Here is a 14,635-nt window from a genome sequence, read left to right on the forward strand (position 1 = left end):
GGCCGGACCAAGGCGGCCCTCAGGGCGCGGGGCCGGACCAAGGCGGCCCTCAGGGCGCGGGGCCGGACCAAGGCGGCCCTCAGGGCGGGGCCGGGCCCCTCGGCCTTCAGGGCGGGGCCGGCTCTCGGGCCCCCGGCCAAGGCCGGTCACCCGCCCCGACCTCCGGCCGAGGGANGGGCCGGGCCCCTCGGCCTTCAGGGCGGGGCCGGCTCTCGGGCCCCCGGCCAAGGCCGGTCACCCGCCCCGACCTCCGGCCGAGGGACGCCGCACACCGCGCGCGGGGTCGGGCCGACAGGGGGCGCACGGGGGCGGAGGGGCCTGCCCCCGCACGCCTGTTGACGCTCCGTCAGGCAGGGGGATGCACTGAGGGTGAGTCAGACCGCCCGCGAGGAGGGCCCGCTGTGACCGAGACCCCGCCACCGTCCCCCATCGAGCCCGACGCCCGTCCACTTCTTCCCGTCGTCGCCGCCTGCGGCTGCGGAGGGGGCTGCGGCTGCGGCTGCCAGTCCGGCGGCGCCTGCCAGTGCGGCGGCCACTGCCACGACTGCGGCTGAGCGAGCCCGACAGCAAGCGGGGCGCCGGGGGTGATCCCCCGGCGCCCCGCCGTCTGCACGCGCCCCGCGCATCCCGCATGTCTCGCGGACCCGAGCGCTCCGCGCGCCGACGCGCGCTTCGCGCGTCAGCGCACGGACCAGGCCCGGTAAACCGTCTCCGTGGCGCTGTCGCCGCTCGCGCTCACCACCGTCGTCCGCAGCGTGACCGCGCCGGAGGCCGGGTTGCGGACCTGGGCGGTCCACTGACCGCCCACCGCGCGGAGGCTGACGGCGTGCCAGGTGCGGCCGCCGTCGTAGGAGACCCAGAGCCGGATGGACTTCACCGTGGCCTTGGGCACCGCGATGTCCATCGGGTCGGTCGTGGACCGGACCGCCTGGACGGTCAACGCCGTGGTGCTGCCCGCCTTGGCCTGGTTGCCGAGGTCCAGGCCCGCCGGGAAGAACTTCGTGGCGAAGACCTTGGCCGCCTGCCGCTTCGCCGGGTCGGCGTAGAAGTGGTAGCTGAGCGTCGCCCGGGTGGAGAGCAGGCCCGTCGGCAGCCTGCTGCCCGGCGCGTAGGCCGAGGCGTCGGCCGTGAGCGAGTACCAGCCCTTCGACTTCAGCACCACGTCGAGACCGGACGGGCCGGTGGCCCACTCGGTCAGGCGCTTGGACGCCAGCACCTTGCCGCCCTGGCGGAGGGTGTAGGTGCCGATCGTCAACGTGTCGCCGCCCGCGCCCGTCCCCCAGGGGTCGGCCAGCATCGAGTCGGCGTCGAAGAGCAGCCGATGGCCCCAGTACGTCCCCGGGACCTCGGTCGACGCGGGGCCGCGCACCGCCCGGTTGAACAGCGTCCAGTAGCTGCCCCGGGCCGCGACGGTCCGCGGCTTGGCAAAGGTGAAGGCCCTGGAGAAGTCGTTGCGGACCGTCCAGGTACCCGGCGAGACGTAGGCGTGGGTGACGTAGCCGCCGTCGCCGCCGCCGAGGCCGGCGATCAGGTCGGTCTGGCAGCTGTCCTGACGGGGCGTCGGCTGGATCATGACGTTCGAGGAGGCGGTGGTGTTCTCCCCGCCCCGGACGTCGACGCGCCACTTGGCCAGACCGCTGCGCTTGAAGCTGCCCAGCGTCCCGGCCGGCACCGCACCGCGCAGTCCGCTGACGACATAGGACGAGCCGGACCCGAGCAGGTCGCCGCCCCAGGACGCCAGGTACCCGAGCGTGAAACCCCGGTCGGCGTTCGGCACGACGAACAGACTGCCCGCCCTGTTCCACGCCTCCACACCGTTGCCCCAGCCGCCGGGCGCGCAGACGCGCACGTCGAGCCCGGGCTGCCCGGAGACGTCCAGGCCCACCCGCACCGACCGGCCGGCCCGCGCGTCCAGGGTCAGCCGGCCGGCGCCGCTGACCCGCACCTTCTTTCCGATGAGCGTGTCCGTCCCGGCTGACTGGACGTCAGCGAGGACGGTGTAGGTCCCGGCCGGCAGCGCGGTGGCCCGGCCGGACTGCAGGTACCTCGGCATGCCGGTCGAGTCGACCACGGTGACCGACCCGTTGACGGCCCGGCCGTCGCGGCCGATCTCGGCCACCTTCAACGAACTTCCTGCCGCCTGCGCGGTCCCGGTGAAACCCACCACGGGCAGCACCGTTCCGACTGCGGCGGCGAGCGCAAGCCATCTGCGCATACAACCCCCCTGAGCACGAAACCCCCGCTCACACGAGCAGAGGCCCCCTCACGATAGAGGGAGCCTCCGTCAGCGGGACCGCGGGGTCAGGGTTACTTCTTGCCCTGGTTCTTCACGGCCTCGATCGCGGCCGCCGCGGCCGTCGGGTCGAGGTAGCGGCCGCCCTTGGTGAGCGGGCGGAAGTCGGCGTCGAGCTCGTAGACGAGCGGGATGCCGGTCGGGATGTTCAGGCCGGCGATGTCGGCGTCGCTGATGTCGTCGAGGTGCTTGACCAGCGCGCGCAGCGAGTTGCCGTGGGCGGTGACCAGGACGGTCCGGCCGGCGGCCAGGTCCGGGACGATGGCGTCGTACCAGTGGGGCAGCATCCGGTGGACGACGTCCTTGAGGCACTCCGTCTGCGGCCGGATGTCCGACGGCAGGTCCGCGTAGCGCGGGTCGTCGGACTGCGAGTACTCGGCGCCGTCGGCGAGCGGGGGCGGCGGGACGTCGTAGGAGCGGCGCCAGAGCATGAACTGCTCCTCGCCGAACTCGGCCAGGGTCTGCGCCTTGTCCTTGCCCTGCAGCGCGCCGTAGTGACGCTCGTTCAGGCGCCAGGAGCGGTGCACCGGGATCCAGTGGCGGTCCGCCCGGTCCAGGGCGATCTGCGCGGTGCGGATGGCGCGGCGCAGCAGGGAGGTGTGCAGGACGTCCGGCAGCAGGCCCTCGGCGGCGAGCAGCTCGCCGCCACGAACGGCCTCCTTCTCCCCCTTCTCGTTCAGGTCGACGTCGACCCAGCCGGTGAAGAGGTTCTTCTCGTTCCACTGGCTCTCGCCGTGGCGGAGCAGGACAAGTCGGTAGGGAGCTTCAGCCATGGCCAGCAGCCTAATGGAGCCGCCTGCGGCCGGATAAACGGTGGCGGTACGCACGAACGACCGAGTAATGTCCCTCATGCCAGTCCACCGCTTACACAGGCAGCTCAGGGGGCATCCGCGTGTCCACGCCCGCTTTGACCCGGTTGCGATCCGCGACCCGCGAGACCGTGCGCGGACTGCCCACCACCTTCTGGTGGCTGTGGACCAGCACCCTGGTCAACCGGCTCGGCTCCTTCGTCGTCACCTTCCTCGCGCTCTACCTGACGGTGGACCGCGGCTTCTCCGCCGCCTTCGCCGGCGCGGTCGCCTCGGCCTTCGGTCTGGGCGGCGTCTTCGGCGCGGTCGCGGGGGGCGTCTGCGCCGACCGGCTCGGGCGGCGGCCCACGCTGGTGGCCGCGCAGGGGCTCGCCGCGCTGGCGACCGCGGCCATGGGCCTCGCCCGGGCGCCCTGGCTGATCGCGGTGCTCGCCGCGCTCCTCGGCTTCACCAGCAACGCGGCCCGGCCGGCCATCCAGGCGGTGATGGCGGACGTGGTCCCGACGGCCGACCGGGTGCGCGCCTATTCACTCAACTACTGGGCCATCAACATCGGTTTCGCGGTCTCCGCCGCTGCGGCGGGCTTCATCGCGGCGCACGGCTACCTGCTGCTCTTCCTCGGCGACGCGGCCACCACCCTGCTGTGCGCGCTGGTCGTCTTCCTGCGCATCCCGGAGACCCGGCCCGCCCTGCCCGCGCGCCCAACGGCCGCCCCGGACAACGCTGCTGACACCGCGTCGGCGGTCGGGATGGGGACCGTGCTGCGGGACGCCGCCTTCATGGGCCTGGTCGGGCTGACCTTCCTGATCGCGATGGTCGACGGTCTCGGCGGCACCGCACTGCCCATCGAGATGGGCCGGAACGGCTTCGACGCTGAGGCCTACGGCCTGGTCATCAGCCTCAACGGACTGCTGATCGTGCTCGCGCAGATCCCGCTGACCCGGCTCACCGAGCGCCGCAGCCGGCTGCTGGTCCTGGTCACCGCGGCACTGCTGGACGGCGTCGGGTTCTGGCTCACCGACTTCGCGGCCACGCTCTGGTTCTACGCGCTGACCGTCGTCGTGTGGACCGCGGGCGAGATGCTGCGCACCCCGGCCAACATGGCGCTGGTGGCGGAGCTTTCGCCGACCCACGCGCGCGGCCGCTACCAGGGCGTCTACTCGCTGGCCTGGCAGGGCGCCTCCTTCCTGGCCCCGCTGGCGGCGGGCGCCATGCTGACCGGCTGGGGCGGATCGTCCGTCTGGAGCGCCTGCCTGGTCCTCGGCCTGCTCTGCTCGGCGGGCTACGTCCGGCTGCTGCGCGGGCACCGCCAGACGCCTGAGCAGGCGTCCGGACTGCCGGCCGAGCAGGCGTCAGGGCAGGCGCCCGTAAATGCGGATGACCCGGTCGGCGCGGCCTCGTAGGGTGCGAAGCATGGGACGCAGCACGGACAGCAGTGGCATCGAGGTCAGGGCGATCACGGACGAGGAGCGCGGGGCCTGGGGGCAGGCGCTCAACGCGGGGTTCATGCGCCCCAAGGGCGACGGCGAGGGGGACTTCCATCGCGAGCGATTCCCCGAACTCGGGCGCGCCCTCGGCGCGTTCGACGGCGGGCGGTGCGTGGGCACCTTCCGCAGCTTCGCCCAGGAGCTGACCCTCCCGGGCGGCGCGGTCATCCCCACCGACGCGATCACCAACGTCACGGTCGGCCCCACCCACCGGCGGCGCGGGCTGCTCTCCCGGATGATGCGGCAGGACCTCGACGCCGCCGTCGCCCGCGGCGACGCGGCCGCCACGCTGATCGCCGCGGAGTACCGGATCTACGGCCGCTTCGGCTTCGGACCCGCGACGGCCCAGCGCGGCAAGCTGATCGACAAGGCCCGCGCGGGCGGCATCGACGTTCCGGCGGAGGCGCTGGAGGGCAGCATCGAACTGCTGACCCTCGACGAGTACGCCAAGGTCGGCCCCGAGCTGCACGAGCGCTTCCGCCGCACCCAGCCCGGCGCCGTGTCCCGCACGGACTTCAGCCACCGGATGCGGACCGGCCAGGTGGCCAACTCCCCATGGCCGTACAAGGAACCGCTGGTCGCCCTCTACCGCGACGCGGCCGGCACGCCCGCCGGCCTGCTGGCCTACCGGGTGACCGAGGAGGAGTGGCGCAACTGGCTGCCCCGGGAGACCACGCTCAAGGTCGAGGACTACTACGCGGTGTCCGCGGCGGCCTATGCGGCGCTGTGGAAGTTCGCGCTGGAGGTCGACTGGATCGTCAGGGTCTCCATCAAGGACCTGCGCCTGGACGACCCGCTGCAGCTGATGCTCCGCGACGGACGCGCGATGACGGACAACGGGGACAGCTGCGACGACTTCCTGTGGGTGCGCGTGCTGGACGTCCCCAAGTGCTTCGGGGCCCGGACCTACGACGTGCCCGGGCGGTTCGTCTTCGAGGTCGAGGACCGCATGGGCTACACCGCCGGCCGCTACGCCGTCGAGGCGGCGGCGGACGGCTCGGCGGTGTGCACGCGCACGGCGGACCCGGCCGAGTTCGCGTGCGACGTGAGCGTGCTGGGCGCGCTCCTGCTCGACCACCTGCCGCTGCGGCGACTGGCCGCGGCGGGCCGTGTCGTGGAACTGGTCCCGGGCGCCCTCCGCAACGCGGAGCGCGTCCTCCGCGCCGACCAGCACCCCTGGTGCCCGGACGTCTTCTGACGCATCGTCACCCGACCTGCGGCCGAAAGCCTTCACGGCCCGGCCGCAGGTGCGGAACTCCGGCCCGGCGGTGCGCCGTTCAGCCCCCGTCGGTCGCCGGGGCCACCAGCCTGCTGAGCAGCGCGACCGCCTCGGCGGCGGGCACGGGGGCGAAGAAGGCGGCGTCCACCGCCTCCACGGCCTCGATCGCCTTCGGCGCGAGCTCCGCGCCGGCCTCGGTGACGCGCAGCAGCCTGGCCCGGGTGTCGGCCGGGTCGACCTCCCGCTGCACCAGGCCCTTCTGCTCCAGGGTGCGGATCACCTGCGACGTCATCTTCACGTCCGTACCCGCCTGCCGGGCGACGGCCAGCTGGTTGGGCCGCCTGCCGCCCTGGTTCAACGACCAGGTGCAGGCGAGCAGCACGAACTGAACATGCGTCAGCCCCAGCGGCGCCAGCGCGGCGGCGACGCCGCGCTGCCAGCGGAGCGTCGCGTGCCAGAGCAGGAAGCCCGGGCTGGCCGCGGGCTCCAGCGCCGTCAACGCCCCTCCGCCCGCCGCGCGAGGGCGGTCATGGTCTCCGGCCAGTCGGCCGTGATGCCCGGCCCGATCTCCGGTCCGACCTGGTCGGCACCGTCCCCGGTGATCTCCATGCGGTAGGTGATCCGGCTGCCCTCCCCGACCGCCTCGACGGTGTGCGCGGTGCGCAGCACGATCCCCCCGAAGACGGCCTCGTCGACGAATCCCTGCCCCGGCAGCACCTGAGCCAGCGTCAACTCCACCGGCTCCTGCCCGGCGGGCACCATCGTGATCTCCCCGCCGTCCACGAACCCGCCGCGCAGCTCGATCTTCTCGATGTCCGCGTTCCACTCGCCCCAGCGCTCGACCTCCGCCCAGATCCCCCACACGACGCCGGGCGCGGCGCTGGTCTCGACGCTGTGCTGGTACTCCCACATGCTGGCCTCCCCCGGCCTCGGCGATGATGTATTCATAGATTATCTTCGCGCAGACTATCTGTCCAGCGCCCACGACGGCTCAGAGCACCAGCCAGTCCAGAAGGGAGAACGTACGCAGGTAGGGCCAGAGTTGATGGTCGTTCAGCGGGTGCAGCGAGCGCGCGACAGCCGCCAGATCGTCCTGGCTTCCCCGATTGCTGTCCACACTGAGGGTGAGCAGGACTCCGCCACGACGCTCCACGCGCCCGGTGAAGTCCCCGGCGGCGACAGCCCAGACGCCCGGCGCCACGCGATCGCACCGCTCGGGTGCGGACTGCCGCGTCCCCTCGCCATCCGTGATCCCGATGCTCCCGCAGGGGTCGGCGTCAGGCGGGGCCACGGTCACCACCGCATCCGACACGCCGTCGATGTTGCTGTCCTGGAAGAACACCGTGACCCGTGCCCCGAACGGTCCGAACTCGAGGGCGTCCGGCTCCCCACCCGGCCAGTCCACGCCTTGCAGCAGACGCCGGTCGAGGCCCGGGTGCGCGGCGTACCACTGCTGTACGGCGAGGCGCTCCTGCGCACTCCTGATCGGCCCCACTGCCAGTGCCAGCACCACGGCGACCGTCGCGGCAGCCGCCCACCGTGTCCGGCTTCGCACCACGACGAGTTCGAAAGCGAGGGGATACGGCAAGCAGAACAGCATCACCGAGACGAGCCCGAAGAAGAGGGGAAAGGCGTGTGCCGCAACGAGCACGCGATTGAGCACGACGTCCGCCACCGCGCCCAGGGCCAGAACGCCCAAGGCCGACCCGCCGGAGGAACGGTCAGGGCAAGTCTGCTGCATCAACAGGCGCATCAGCAGGAAAGCGGACGCCTCGAACACCACACAGACACCGAAGGCGAACAGCAGGGCAACCCCTCCGATCGCACCGGCGCCCGAGACGAGGCTGCCGGCGACGATCCGCAAGAACGCGACGCCGAAAGCGGAGACGAAACCGTAGAGGGCCGCGAGGCCCCAGACCGTCGCCGACCGGCGGGAGGCCGCCACGCGGGGTGCCCCTCCGACGAACGTGGCGCGCCGCCTCGGTCTGCTGATGGTCATGACCTTCCTCTCTGCGGCCGCCAGGGCGGCGCGCAGAGGGGACTGACCGGGCGTCAGGTCTTCGGGCGCCGTTTGCGGCTGGTACGGGGAGTCGTGCTGCTGGGGACGGGGGACTTCTTCGCGGGGACCGGGGTACCGGCCTTGCCGATGGTCGGCAGGACGAAGTCCTTGACCATGTCGACCGCGTCCCGGACCAGCGGGCGGAAGACGCGGTAGCGGGACAGGGCGACGACCTTGGCGACGAACGGGGCGCAGCGGGCCACGAAGGCACGGGTGCGCTCGGTGTCCTCAGTGCGGTCGAAGACCCAGTACAGGACGACGACCATCAGATGCAGCCAGAGCAGGTCGGGCAGCAGTTCGTCCAGCTCGGCGTCGATCTTCGGGGCCAGGCCCGAACCGTCGAGGACCTCGCGGAAGAGGTCGACGGCACAGGACCGGGCGGGGTGGGACTCGCTCGAGAACGGGGACATGGGGCTGTCCGGGTCCGCCGCCGTGCGGAAGAACTGGGCCGCGAACTCGTGGTACGGGGCCGCGCAGTCGATCCAGGACTCCAGCGCGATCCGCAGCCGGACGGCGAAGTCCCGCTCCCCCGCCATCCGCCGCCGGGCGTCCGCGGCGTGCTCGTAGGTCATCCGGTCGTAGAAGCCCTGGATCAGGAACTCCTTGGACGCGAAGTAGTGGTAGGCGTTGCCCACCGACACGCCCGCCTCCTGCGCGATGGCGCGCATCGTGGTGCGGTCGTAGCCGCGCTCCTCGAAGAGGCGCATCGCCGTCTCGAGGATCAGGGCCCGGGTCTGCTCGCCCTTGGCGGTCGCGGCGGTCGGACCGGTCGGGCTGCCGGTGGCGCTCCGGTTCCCGGAGGGGGCGGAGGCGGGAGGGGTCGGCTGTTCGGTCACCGGTCGAGGTTATCGGGACGTCCGCCTCGGCCCGGCCGGCGTCGGGCGGCCCGTTCCCGGTCCGGACCGGCCGTCCCCTGCGCGGCCGGTCCGGTCCGGCGCCGCCGCGCCTGACGCTCCGTCATCCCGGCGTCAGTGCGCGGGGGCGACGGGCGGAGCGGGCGGAGCGGGCGGAGCGGGCGGGGTCCAGCCGTGCGGCGGGACCGGTGCCGACGGGCGCTGCTCCCGGCGCAGCTGTCCGCCGCGGCGGAAACGGTTCAGCACGTACACGTTGACCAGGTGCAGCAGCCCGAGCACCAGCAGCACCGTGCCGACCTTGTACGACAGCGCCTCGAAGACCTGCTGCGTGTCGGCGACGCTCCGGTTCCCCCCGCGCAGCCACAGCGCCACGAAGCCCAGGTTGACCAGGTAGAAGCCCACCACGAGCAGGTGGTTCACGGCCTCGCCCAGCTTCTCGTTCCCGTGGAAGACGTCCGCCAGGAAGACCCTCCCCGCCCGGCTGAGCGTACGGGCCACCCACACCGTGAGTCCGATGCTGAGCAGCAGGTATGCGACGTACGTGACGACGGTCACGACAGCCCCCATTCAGAGTTTCTTGAACGCGTTCAACTTCGCGTCGTCCAGGACTCTAGACCCTGTTCCTGAACGTGTTCAAGTCCGCGTCCACGGCGCCGAAAAGCAGTGGTCCTGCCGGGCCACAGCCCTGGAGACTGGGGCCATGCCTACTGATTTCGCCCGTTTCGACGCACGCGGCTACCCGGTGCTCGACGTCCGCGAGGGCTACGCCCGTTGGGTCGGGACGTACGAGGAGACCGTCGAGGACGCGATGGACCTGCACGTCCTCGCCGAGCTGCGGGCCCCCTCCTGGTCCGGGCGGGCCGCCGACCTGGCCTGCGGGACCGGGCGCACGGGGGCGTGGCTGCGCGCCCAGGGCGTGGCCGAGGTGGACGGCGTCGACCTCACCCCGGAGATGCTGGCCCGCGCCGAGCAGCGCGGCGCCCACGCCTCCCTCCGGCTGGCCGACATCGCCGAGACCGGGCTGGACTCCGGGAGTTACGACCTCGTCGTCAGCTCCCTGGTGGACGAGCACCTGGCGGACCTGCGTCCGCTCTACCGGGAGGCGTTCCGGCTGGCCAGGCCCGGCGGCTGCTTCGTGACCGTGGGCCTGCACCCGTTCTTCATCATGGCGGCGGGGATGCCCACCCACTTCACGACCGCCGAGGGCGAGCACTTCGCCATCACCACCCACGTCCACCTGCCCAGCGACCACATCGCGGCCGGGCTGGGAAGTGGCTGGCAGCTGGCCGAGTTCCGCGAGGAGGTGGTGGGCGACGCCTGGGTGGCGCTCAAGCCCAAGTGGGAACGGCTGCGCGGGACCCCCGTCTCCGCCGCCTACGTCTGGCGCAGGTGACCGCCCGTCAACAGGCGTCCGCCCCCTCCGGTCGGGGCGCTCAGGGACGGGTGTCGGGCCCGACGTCGCGGCCGCGCTTGAGCTCGTAGAAGCCGGGGGTCCCCGCGACGAGCAGCACGCCGTCCCAGAGCCGGCCGGCGTCCTCGCCCTTGGGGACGGGGGTGATCACCGGGCCGAAGAACGCGACGGTCCGGCCGTCGGGCAGCGGCACGTGCAGGGCCGGGGTGCCCAGGTCCTCGCCGACCGGGTCCAGGCCGGCGTGGTGGCTGACGGACAGCGCCTCGTCGAACTCCTCCGACTCGGCGGCGTCCGCGAGTTCGGCGGGGAGGCCCACCTCACGCAGCGAGTCCAGGTACAACTCCCGTGCGATGGGCGCCTTCTGGTGGTGGATCCGGGTGCCGAGAGCGGTGTAGAGGTCGCGCAGCACCTCCGGGCCGGCCTTCTGCTCGGCCGCTGCGCACACCCGGACGGGGCCCCAGCCCAGCTTGAGCCACTCGGCGTACCAGGGCTCCAGCCCCTCCCGGCCCTTGTTGAGCAGGGCCAGGCTCATCACGTGGAAGCGGGCCTCCACGTCGCGAACCCGTTCCACTTCCAGCAGCCAGCGCGAGGTGATCCAGGCCCAGGGGCAACGGGGATCGAACCACATGTCCACGGTCGTCTTCGTCGTCGTCATGTCCCTTACGCTAGGCGGATATTGGCCCCTGGTCACGGGACAATGGTCAGCCGGGAACCTGGGCCAATCAGCGCGCTTCCGGCGCAGCGAAGCGGTCCAGCGCCTCCCGGACGCGGCGTCGGTAGGTGCCGCTGCCGGTGTGACCGGAGTCGTCGACGACGACCAGTTCGGCGTTCGGCCACCGCTGTGCCAGTTCATACGCCGTCGCGAGGGGCGACCCGAGGTCGAGTCGGCCGTGCAGCAGCACGCCGGGGATGCCGGCCAGCCGGTCCGCCTCGCGCAGCAGCACGCCTTCGTCGAGCCAGGCGGCGTGGGAGAAATAGTGCGCGGTGATCCGGACGAAGGCGGTGAGGGCGTCGTCCGGGCGGTCCGAGTAGGCGTCCGGCTTGCCGTTGACCTCGTGCGAGACCACGGCGTCCTCCCAGCGGGCCCACTCGCGCACCGCGCGGTCCCGGACCTGCGGATCGGGGTCCTCGACCAGCCGCGCGTACGCGGCGACGGCGTCCTCGCCCGGCCCCACGCCGCCCTCCGCCCGGAACCGCTCCAGCTGCGCGGGCAGGAACCGGCCCACGCCCCCGTACAGCCAGTCGATCTCGGACCTGCGGGTCATGGTGACCCCGGTGATGACGATGGCGGAGACCCGCTCGGGGTGCCGCTCGGCGTAGGCGAGGATCAGCGTGGAGCCCCAACTGCCGCCGAACAGCAGCCACTTCTCCACGCCGAGGTGCTGCCGCAGCAGTTCCATGTCGGCCAGGAGGTGCGCGGTGGTGTTGTGCTCCAGCGAGGTCGCGTGGTCTGCGGCGTGCGGGGTGCTGCGGCCGCAGCCGCGCTGGTCGAAGAGGATGACGCGGTAGCGCTCCGGGTCGAAGTACCGCCGCGTGCCGGTGCCGCAGCCGGAGCCAGGGCCGCCGTGGACGACGAGGGCGGGCGCACCGTCCGGGTTGCCGCAGGCTTCCCAGTGGATCCGGTTGCCGTCGCCGACGTCCAGCATCCCGTGGTCGTAGGGCTCGATGGGCGGGTACAGCTCCACAGACATCCCGGCAGGCTACCCGCGGCCCGCCGTGACGTCCCGTCAATCCCGCACCGGGGCACGGGCGCACGGCCCGCCGCCCTAGGGTACGGGCATGGGCATCACCCTCTTCACCCTCGGCGGGACGATCTCCATGGCCGGCCACCAGCCGGGCTCGCCGGTCGTCTCGCGGCTCACCGGGGCGCAGCTCACCGCCGCCGTCCCCGGACTCGCCGCACTCGGAACGCCGCTGACCGTCGAGGACGTTCACGCCGTCCCCAGCGGCAGCCTGACCTTCACGCACCTGCTCGACCTCCTCGCCGCCGCCTCCCGGGCCGTGCGCGCCGGTGCCCGGGGCGTCGTCGTGAGCCAGGGCACCGACACCCTGGAGGAGACCTCGTACCTCGCCGATCTCCTCTGGCCGCACGAGGAACCCCTGGTCTTCACCGGGGCCATGCGCAACCCCACGCTCGCGGGGCCGGACGGTCCGGCGAACCTGCTCGCCGCCGCGCTCACCGCGGCCGCTCCGGCCGCCCGCGGCCTCGGCGCCCTGGTCGTGCTCAACGACGAGGTCCACGCGGCCCGTTGGGCGCGCAAGGCGCACAGCACGCGGACCGGTGCCTTCGTCTCCCCCGACACCGGGCCGCTCGGGCACGTCGTCGAGGGCGGCGTCCGCCTGTTCGTCCGGCCACCCCGGCAGCCCGTGCTGCGCGTGGACCCCGCGGCCGTGGCCCGCACCCGGGTGGCCCTGCACACCGTCACCCTGGACGACGACCCCGACGTGCTGACGGCCGTCGCCACCGGCCAGGACGGGCTGGTCGTCGCCGGGTTCGGCGTCGGCCACGTGCCCGCGTGGTTCGCCGAGCCGCTGGGCGATCTCGCCGCGCGCATGCCCGTCGTCCTGGCCTCGCGCACCGGGAGCGGCCCCGTGCTGCACCGCACCTACGGGGCTCCCGGTTCGGAGACCGACCTGCGCCACCGGGGCCTGATCGGGGCCGGCTACCTCTCGCCCTACCGGGCCCGCGTCCTGCTGCGCCTGCTGCTGGCCGGGGGCGCGGACCGGGACTCCGTCGCCGCCGCCTTCGGACGCCACGGCGGCGACGGGTCCTGAGGCTCAACCCACCTGCGCGGCAAGGAACTGCGCCCAGGTGCGCGTGCCCTGCTGCGCGGTCTCCAGGTTGAGGTTGGCGCCCGCCCGGTAGACCCGGCCCACCTTGCCGGGCACGCGCATCGGCAGCAGCGGCCGGTGCTTGCCCGCGGCCGCGAGGTAGCTGCGGACCAGCGCGTCGAGGCCGAAGACCTCCGGCCCCGCCAGGTCCGGCACGCGACCGGCGGGCTGACCCAGCGTCAGCTCGGCCAGCCGCTCGGCGACGTCCCGGGCGTCCACGGGCTGCCAGCGCACCGTCGCCGGCGCCGGCACGACCGGCAGCTTGGCCATGGCCCGCACCGTGGTGAGCGCCAGGTCGTGGAACTGGGCGGCCCGCAGCGTCGTCCACGGCACACCGGCCGCCGCGACGGCCTGCTCCGCGCCGTGCTTGGCCCGGAAGTAGCCGAGCGGGACGGCGTCGGCGCCGATGACCGAGATGTAGACGAAGTGCCGGACGTCCGCCTTCCGGGCGGCCCGCACCAGCTTCTCCGTCGCGGTGTCGTCACCCTTCGGGCCGCCGGCCAGATGCAGCACCGTCTCCACGCCGTCGAGGGCCGCGTCCAGGCCGGTCCCGTCGAGCAGGTCGGCGGTGACGTGGCTGACGCCGTCCCGGGCCGTGCCGCCGTGCCTGCTGAGCACCCGCACCTCACGGCCGGCGTCCCGCAGCAGCGGGACCACGTGCCGGCCGAGCGTTCCGGTGCCGCCGGTGACGAGGATGGGGGAGGTCATCGTGATCATCTCCAACTACTTTGGGAGTCTTGCCTTTCGTCGATCCACTGCGCTGACCCCGGCCGAGGAAGGAATGTGACACGGTGAGCGAGGCCGCTGTGCTGACGTCCCGATTCGAGGAGCACCGCCCCCACCTCCGCGCGGTCGCCTACCGCCTGCTCGGCTCGCTCAGCGAGGCCGAGGACGCGGTCCAGGAGGCCTGGCTGCGACTCGAACGAAGCGACACCGCCGAGGTCGGGAACCTGGGCGGCTGGCTGACGACGGTGGTGTCCCGGATCTGCCTGAACATGCTGCGCAGCCGCGCCCACCGCCGCGAGGAGCCGCTGGACGTCCCCGCCCTGGGTGCGACGGCCTCCGACGCGGCTCCCGGACCGGAGGAGGAGGCCGTGCTGGCCGACTCGGTGGGGGTGGCCCTGCTGGTGGTGCTCGACCGGCTGAGTCCGGCCGAGCGGGTGGCGTTCGTGCTGCACGACCTGTTCGCGGTCCCCTTCGAGGAGGTCGGCGCCGTGATGGACCGGTCTCCGGCGGCGGTACGGCAGCTGGCCAGCAGGGCCCGTCGCCGGGTCCGCGGCGGCGAACCCGCCGCGGGAGGCGACCCGGCACGGCAGCGCCAGGTGGTCTCCGCCTTCCTGGCCGCGACCCGCAGCGGCGACCTGGCCGGGCTGCTCTCCCTGCTGCACCCCGACGTGGTCCTGCACGCGGACCGCATGGTCGTCCCCACGCCCGAGCCCGTGCTCGTCCGCGGCGCCCAGCCGGTCGCGCAGGGCGCGATGGCGGCCACCGGCCGTGCCCGCTGGACCGGCCTGGCCCTCGTCAACGGCTCGACCGGCCTCGTCATGGCCCCGCAGGGCCGCCTGCGCGTGGTCCTCACCTTCACCTTCGGCCCCGACGGCATCACGGCCATCGACGTCATCGCGGACGAGCGGCTCGCCGCGCTGCGGATCGCAGCGCTGCCGGACTGAG

15 protein-coding genes are annotated in these 14,635 nt (G+C 73.2%); 5 read left to right on the forward strand and 10 right to left on the reverse strand.

Going from position 1 to position 14,635, the window contains the following annotated elements:
• Positions 1–679: 679 nt before the first annotated feature.
• Complete coding sequence (locus ACFP3V_RS02300; RefSeq protein WP_380579094.1) at positions 680–2,215, reverse strand: hypothetical protein; 1,536 nt, start codon at positions 2,213–2,215, stop codon at positions 680–682.
• A gap of 92 nt (positions 2,216–2,307) precedes the next feature.
• Complete coding sequence (locus ACFP3V_RS02305) at positions 2,308–3,066, reverse strand: phosphoglyceromutase (RefSeq protein WP_380579096.1); 759 nt, start codon at positions 3,064–3,066, stop codon at positions 2,308–2,310.
• Between the two features lie 119 nt (positions 3,067–3,185).
• Here ACFP3V_RS02305 and ACFP3V_RS02310 point away from each other — a divergent pair, with 119 nt between their 5' ends.
• Together ACFP3V_RS02310 and ACFP3V_RS02315 are read left to right on the forward strand one after the other, a co-directional pair.
• Positions 3,186–4,505 (forward strand): MDR family MFS transporter, encoded by a 1,320-nt coding sequence (locus ACFP3V_RS02310; protein WP_380579098.1) that lies wholly within the window; start codon positions 3,186–3,188, stop codon positions 4,503–4,505.
• 10 nt (positions 4,506–4,515) lie between these two features.
• On the forward strand, positions 4,516–5,787 hold the full coding sequence (locus ACFP3V_RS02315) for a GNAT family N-acetyltransferase (protein ID WP_380579100.1): 1,272 nt from the start codon (positions 4,516–4,518) through the stop codon (positions 5,785–5,787).
• A gap of 79 nt (positions 5,788–5,866) precedes the next feature.
• Here the strand turns inward: ACFP3V_RS02315 and ACFP3V_RS02320 are convergent, their stop codons facing one another.
• The 5 genes from ACFP3V_RS02320 to ACFP3V_RS02340 form a co-directional block, all read right to left on the reverse strand.
• Complete coding sequence (locus ACFP3V_RS02320) at positions 5,867–6,307, reverse strand: MarR family winged helix-turn-helix transcriptional regulator (protein ID WP_380579102.1); 441 nt, start codon at positions 6,305–6,307, stop codon at positions 5,867–5,869.
• Complete coding sequence (locus ACFP3V_RS02325; protein WP_380579104.1) at positions 6,304–6,720, reverse strand: SRPBCC family protein; 417 nt, start codon at positions 6,718–6,720, stop codon at positions 6,304–6,306. The genes ACFP3V_RS02320 and ACFP3V_RS02325 overlap by 4 nt, the downstream gene beginning before the upstream one ends.
• Before the next feature lie 79 nt (positions 6,721–6,799).
• Entirely contained in the window at positions 6,800–7,807 is a 1,008-nt protein-coding gene (locus tag ACFP3V_RS02330) for a hypothetical protein (RefSeq protein WP_380579106.1), read from the reverse strand.
• Positions 7,808–7,860: 53 nt separating this feature from the next.
• A complete protein-coding gene (locus ACFP3V_RS02335; RefSeq protein ID WP_380579108.1) occupies positions 7,861–8,703 on the reverse strand; it encodes a TetR/AcrR family transcriptional regulator in 843 nt (280 codons plus the stop codon).
• A gap of 132 nt (positions 8,704–8,835) precedes the next feature.
• Entirely contained in the window at positions 8,836–9,276 is a 441-nt protein-coding gene (locus tag ACFP3V_RS02340) for a hypothetical protein (RefSeq protein ID WP_380579110.1), read from the reverse strand.
• Positions 9,277–9,421: 145 nt separating this feature from the next.
• Here ACFP3V_RS02340 and ACFP3V_RS02345 point away from each other — a divergent pair, with 145 nt between their 5' ends.
• Positions 9,422–10,114, forward strand: coding sequence for a class I SAM-dependent DNA methyltransferase (locus ACFP3V_RS02345; protein WP_380579112.1), 693 nt, complete (start codon positions 9,422–9,424; stop codon positions 10,112–10,114).
• Positions 10,115–10,154: 40 nt separating this feature from the next.
• On the opposite strand, the gene ACFP3V_RS02350 is transcribed toward ACFP3V_RS02345, so the two are convergent.
• Both ACFP3V_RS02350 and pip read right to left on the reverse strand, forming a co-directional pair.
• The gene (locus ACFP3V_RS02350; protein ID WP_380579114.1) at positions 10,155–10,787 is read right to left on the reverse strand and encodes a mycothiol-dependent nitroreductase Rv2466c family protein; all 633 of its coding nucleotides are present in this window, start codon (positions 10,785–10,787) and stop codon (positions 10,155–10,157) included.
• 67 nt (positions 10,788–10,854) lie between these two features.
• Positions 10,855–11,823 carry a prolyl aminopeptidase gene (pip, locus tag ACFP3V_RS02355; protein WP_380579116.1) on the reverse strand — a complete coding sequence of 323 codons (969 nt, stop codon included), beginning with the start codon at positions 11,821–11,823 and terminating at the stop codon, positions 10,855–10,857.
• Between the two features lie 88 nt (positions 11,824–11,911).
• Between pip and ACFP3V_RS02360 the strand changes: the two genes are divergently transcribed.
• Complete coding sequence (locus tag ACFP3V_RS02360) at positions 11,912–12,907, forward strand: asparaginase (protein ID WP_380579118.1); 996 nt, start codon at positions 11,912–11,914, stop codon at positions 12,905–12,907.
• A 3-nt stretch (positions 12,908–12,910) separates the two neighbouring features.
• Here ACFP3V_RS02360 and ACFP3V_RS02365 read toward each other — a convergent pair whose 3' ends face one another.
• The gene (locus ACFP3V_RS02365) at positions 12,911–13,672 is read right to left on the reverse strand and encodes an SDR family oxidoreductase (RefSeq protein ID WP_380579233.1); all 762 of its coding nucleotides are present in this window, start codon (positions 13,670–13,672) and stop codon (positions 12,911–12,913) included.
• Between the two features lie 83 nt (positions 13,673–13,755).
• Between ACFP3V_RS02365 and ACFP3V_RS02370 the strand changes: the two genes are divergently transcribed.
• A complete protein-coding gene (locus ACFP3V_RS02370; RefSeq protein ID WP_380579120.1) occupies positions 13,756–14,634 on the forward strand; it encodes a sigma-70 family RNA polymerase sigma factor in 879 nt (292 codons plus the stop codon).
• Position 14,635: the final 1 nt, after the last annotated feature.

It is taken from the genome of Streptacidiphilus monticola (genome assembly GCF_042658505.1).
In the GTDB taxonomy this organism is placed as follows: domain Bacteria; phylum Actinomycetota; class Actinomycetes; order Streptomycetales; family Streptomycetaceae; genus Streptacidiphilus; species Streptacidiphilus monticola.